General features: G+C 40.3%; 4 protein-coding genes. 1 reads left to right on the top strand and 3 read right to left on the bottom strand.

The window, feature by feature from the left end:
* From Q0541_RS01160 to Q0541_RS01150, 3 genes are all read right to left on the bottom strand, one after another.
* On the bottom strand, positions 1 to 893 hold an 893-nt coding region (locus Q0541_RS01160; RefSeq protein WP_298904396.1), incomplete at its 3' end, for a DUF4347 domain-containing protein.
* A gap of 1009 nt (positions 894 to 1902) precedes the next feature.
* Positions 1903 to 3018 (bottom strand): ferrochelatase, encoded by a 1116-nt coding sequence (locus Q0541_RS01155; RefSeq protein WP_298904393.1) that lies wholly within the window; start codon positions 3016 to 3018, stop codon positions 1903 to 1905.
* A 260-nt stretch (positions 3019 to 3278) separates the two neighbouring features.
* Positions 3279 to 3560 (bottom strand): DUF3137 domain-containing protein, encoded by a 282-nt coding sequence (locus Q0541_RS01150; RefSeq protein ID WP_298904391.1) that lies wholly within the window; start codon positions 3558 to 3560, stop codon positions 3279 to 3281.
* A 729-nt stretch (positions 3561 to 4289) separates the two neighbouring features.
* Between Q0541_RS01150 and Q0541_RS01145 the strand changes: the two genes are divergently transcribed.
* Positions 4290 to 4883, top strand: coding sequence for a hypothetical protein (locus Q0541_RS01145; protein WP_298904389.1), 594 nt, complete (start codon positions 4290 to 4292; stop codon positions 4881 to 4883).
* The last annotated feature ends 61 nt before the right edge of the window (positions 4884 to 4944 follow it).

Here is a 4944-nt window from a genome sequence, read left to right as displayed (position 1 = left end):
GTACCAGTCTGATTACTCTCAGGGATACCGTCATATACAGCAAAGACAGAGACGTTTTTAGTGTTTCCAGCCGTGCTACCAGCAGCAATAGTGACGTTAATGGGAGTGCCTGCCCCATTTCCTAAGTCAAGTTGAGCGTTGGGTGTGAGAGTTATTGTTGAATCGGCTAGGGTGGCGATGGGGTTACCAAGACCGTCAGTACCCAGGTCAATGCCTACTGCTAAGGTCAGTGGAGTAGTATCCCCTTCCCTCACAGCTAAACCTGGACCTGGTAGTGGACCTGTTAGGCGATTGATTGAGATAATCAACACCGAAGTGTAAGCTTCCCTGACAGCTTCCGAAAACGCTAAGGGACCCTCAATGTCGCCAAGGGTAACTTCCAGTTCCCAGTCTCCTCCCTTTTTAGCACTGCCAGTGGGGTTGGCAGAAGCTGCAATGTTTGCTCTAGTAAGGTGGTGAAGTCGTGCTAAGAAGGCTTCCCCTACTTCTCCTGCTGCGACGTTACAAGCGTAGAGAAATACAGGGGCAGAGGCGAGAAAAGCTGACCAAGTTTGCAGTTCCCTTGAATAGTAGTTTAAGGTTTCTAGATTGAGGTAAGTGTTACCTAAAGCTAAACAGCCTGGTGAACCGTGGCAGACGATATGCAGCGCCGAAGCAGGATGATCGACAAGCATCTCTGTAATTTGCTCAACACCATCGCGATGAAGGTCAAGAATTAAAACATTTGCCCCTTCATCAACTCCTGCTGCTAGCATAGGATAGTCTTCAACTCTGGGGTCTATAACTACCAGCATCGAAACTGAATTTTGAGGCTGCCTTAAAAGATAACCACTCTGATCTGGAAATTTTTCTAAAGTTGTAACGCTAGACCGAGATTGAATGTGGTTTTTCATGGTGTTAGTTCACTCAGATTGAGTGATAAATATTGCGGCTTTTTACTTTCTCTATCGGACTTATACATTGACAGAACTGACCAAATATGCAGAACGGTTTTCAGGTATTTAAGCTTGATTTTTCGACGCTTTTTCAGCGATACCCACGTTACTGCTCAAAGGATGATTGAGAAAAGTCTGAAACTAAATATTTTTGTTAATGCACATAATAATCAATTTGTACAGTGCATAAGTCCTATAACTAATTACCTCACGTCTATCGTGCAAATATCTACCTAAAAAAAGTTTGAAAAAGTATCTTTTTAACAATACCTTTGCCCAAAATAAAGGTATGTCTCACTTTTTCCGAAACAGCCTAAGATAATCGTATGCTTGACCCCCTCGGAGAAATATAGAATCCCCTCACAGTCAGACACGACAGTATTAATGCAGATAAGCATTTAGTAAACTTTATGTTTTTTCAAACATGCTTTAAATATATGGATTTTCCAGCTTATTGTAACCGGTATAACTACAGGATAATTACAATAATTATGATGAGTTTACAAGTAAAAATGCTGAGGTGTTTTCTTTTTGATTGATTCAAATTCAACGATCACTTTTTAATCGTTCGCCTACACGGAGATAATCGGTCAAGTCTTGCTCTTTCAAAACTTCCAGCCAAATATTTTGCAAAGCTCGTCGCTCTGAGCAATAAAAAGTTAAAATTGCGTCTCAGTTTTCAATATGTAATGTTACTTAAAAATTTTGCTCCTGCTATGGTCAGAGCTTGCAATTTCAGTGAATATGCGTAAGTAATATCGTAATTTTGCTTAGAAAATAGATTAAAAAAATAATTGTATACTAGTACCGTGCGGCATAGAGAAATTCAAGCTTAAGTAACAGGCACAGAGAAAGCTTAGTTTCAATCAAAAAACTCCACGCTTTGAAGCGTAGGAGTGTTAACTGAGTACACTAGAAAATTTAGGGTAGGCAAAGCTATGCCCACCCTCCTAAACTCAAACTTTCCTTAATGGTGGTGATGGTGGTGATGGTGATCCCCAGCTAGTTGGGGATTAACTGCCAAACTTTGTGACAACAGCTCTGCAATATGAGCATCAGCCCATTGGCCCGCCATAGCTAAAAATTCTGGATGGTCGTTGACGCAAGCCATTTGCACGTAGTTCGTACCAGGATTCTGTTTTTCTAAAGCATGGATGATATGGTGGACATCCAATAAAGTTTCGTGGTTTTCTGTGGCAAAGCCAATTGGCATAAAAATTACCACTTTTGCACCTAATTGAATTAGGTTATTTGCTGCTTGCTGGGCGTTTGGCTGTGTCCAATCAATTAAGGGCGTATCATGATTGAGCCAACCCACTGAGATTAAGGGATAGCGGTTAATCAACTTATCCCGAACTAAATCGTACATTGCTTCACTTTCGGCAATCCCAGAAGTAAAGCCTTTGGCTTTGTGCGGACAACCGTGATTCATTAACACAATGCCGATTTGAGAAGGTAGATAAGCTGCGGCTAACTCAGCAATTTTCTCCTCAACCAGATGAGCCATCAAATCGATGTAAGCTGGTTCATTGAAGAAAGAAGGAATGTAGCGCTGTGCTTTAACCCAGTGTTCTTCACCATCAGTCAACTCAACGAGAGCGTTGTTAACTTGCTCGATCGCAATACCACTAGTAAAGATAGAATCAACAACCAGCAAAGGGTAAATTAGTAGCTTCTCGAAGCCTTGGTTTTTGATTTCTGCTAGAACTTGATTAGGTAGAAAAGGGGCGCAAAAGTTGAAAGCCTTGAAAACTTGAACTTTATCACCCCATTTTTCTTGTAAATTCTTCTCAATCCCAGCCCGTTGCTGTTCAAAGATGGCATTGTGTGGGGAGATAAAATCGTGGTGTGTGTGTCCCCACTCATGGCGGTCAAATAGCGCCAAAAGTTTTGCCAGGGGAGGATAAATCCAGGTTGGCACTGGTGCAAATTTTGCTGTCAGTAGATTTAAAGCCTGTTCGTTATAGTTGGCGAAATCTTCGTAGCTTTCGACTTCGCCGTAGCCCATAAGCAGTATGGCTACACGGTCTTTACCTGATAGATGCTCGTGGGTATGTTGTACTTTTTCCGGCGTGGCAACCACAATTACTTCCTCAATATAACCAGAGTGCAGAGAGATATAAAGTTAGAGAATAGTTTGCACATTTTCCCTACTTATAACTTATTATCCCATCCAGGGGGATAGGATAGGTGGGAAAATTAAAATAATACATCAAAAGATATACAAGATTTACGTGGGGCATTGGGTATTGGGCATGGAAAATTGAATCAATACGCCATCTGTATATATTGCTGGAATAACGAAAGCGGTTAAAATGCCGAAAAGCTGCATTCTCTGTGAAATTAATTTGGTACAGCTTTGTGTAAAATGCGTCTATCAAGATTTAAGTCTTCAACAATTCCCAACATCAAGTTGAGAGATTCAAAATATTCTCTTAAAGGTGCAAAGCTCAACATACTTTTATATAGATTAGGATTAAATATATTATTTTCTACTGTTTCTTCATCAGATATTTTGTATCTCAAACTGGCAGAAAGACTTTCAAAACTTGTCGAATAAAAAAATATCAAAATCCAATAGATTAATAAAAAGCCCAATAAATAATTGATTTGTCCTTGATTCATGTTCATTAATCAGAAGTTGTCGGCAAAGAGCGATCGCTTGATTAATTTGCCCATTCTCTTGATATACTTATAACTTACGCACACTCTACGAATTCTTCTCTACGAGACGCTGCACGTTGGCGTACCCCTACGGGGATCTTGCTACGCGGAGCGTGTCGCAGACAAGCCTCTCCAAAAGTTGGCGGTAGCCTGCGGCAAGCCACTACGTGTCTACGATAAACTGCTTTTGGGCGATTTTTGCGTAAGTCCTAATACTTTTATCGGACATTTGTGTGTTTGCAAATATTCTTTTGTAGCTATAGAAGCAGCTTGAAAAAAATATTCAATACTCAAATTGCTTCTTAATAGCGTTTTTTAGTAAGAACTCGATAACTATTTTTTATAAGTTCATTCGCTTGTGTAGAAGTAAGTTTTAAAATAGGATTATTTCGGAAAAATATGTGGATTAGCTATAATTTACTCAGTAAAAATAAGGTAATATAGCAATCCTAAATTATTTGTAAAAAGTTCATTTTTTTATTGTATTCTCAACTGGAGAGGTTGTGCCCTAAGCGAACGCAAGAGCGTCTCTAAGAGTTGCTATGCCGCAGGCTTTACGAGACGCTCTGCGTAGCTTGCTTCTCCGTAGGAGTACGTGTCCTTTGCTAATAGACCGCCACAGCAGATTTAAGTTATTAATAAGAAAAGCTGCTAGTACCGATATACATCCGCAATTTTCAGAATAGACAGATGAGTATAATTATTTGCCCTGGAATTCATGAGTCAAACTTAACTGAAAGCTTTAAAGTCGGATTATTAGATATGGTTTCTAATGGGGAGATCGCTTATAATGCCGCAAATATACTGATTTATCCGGGTAAAGATGTTATGGTTCTATCAGCATTTCATATCTTACAGTTTTTGCGCGTTAGCGTAGCTCACCGCAGGTATCACTTGGGTGATCAGCTAAAATCACCAATTATATTCATTAGCTTTAGTGCTGGCGTAGTTGGGGCAATAGGGGCAGCGTGTTTGTGGCAACTCTTGGGTGGTCGTGTGAAAGCGTTTATTGCTATAGATGGATGGGGAGTACCACTACAGGGTAATTTCCCTATTCATCGGATGAGCCATGATTATTTCACCCATTGGAGTTCCTGTTTGCTAGGTAGTGGGCAAAATAACTTTTATGCACAGCCAGCAGTTGATCATTTGTCCATGTGGAAATCGCCCGAAACTGTACAAGGCTGGTGGGTAGATTCATCCATTGGGATTTTTCCACCCAAAGGTCATCTCACAGCATCTGAGTTTTTGCTTATGCTGTTAAAGCGCTATGAAGCAAATTAATCCGGACAATGGAGTAAGTAAACAGGAGTTAGGAGTGAGGAGTGAGTCATTTGTCATTAGT

The organism is uncultured Nostoc sp. (genome assembly GCF_937863485.1).
In the GTDB taxonomy this organism is placed as follows: Bacteria; Cyanobacteriota; Cyanobacteriia; order Cyanobacteriales; family Nostocaceae; genus Nostoc.
Note: the sequence above shows the minus strand (reverse complement) of the source record. Positions and strands in the feature narration are given on the sequence as shown.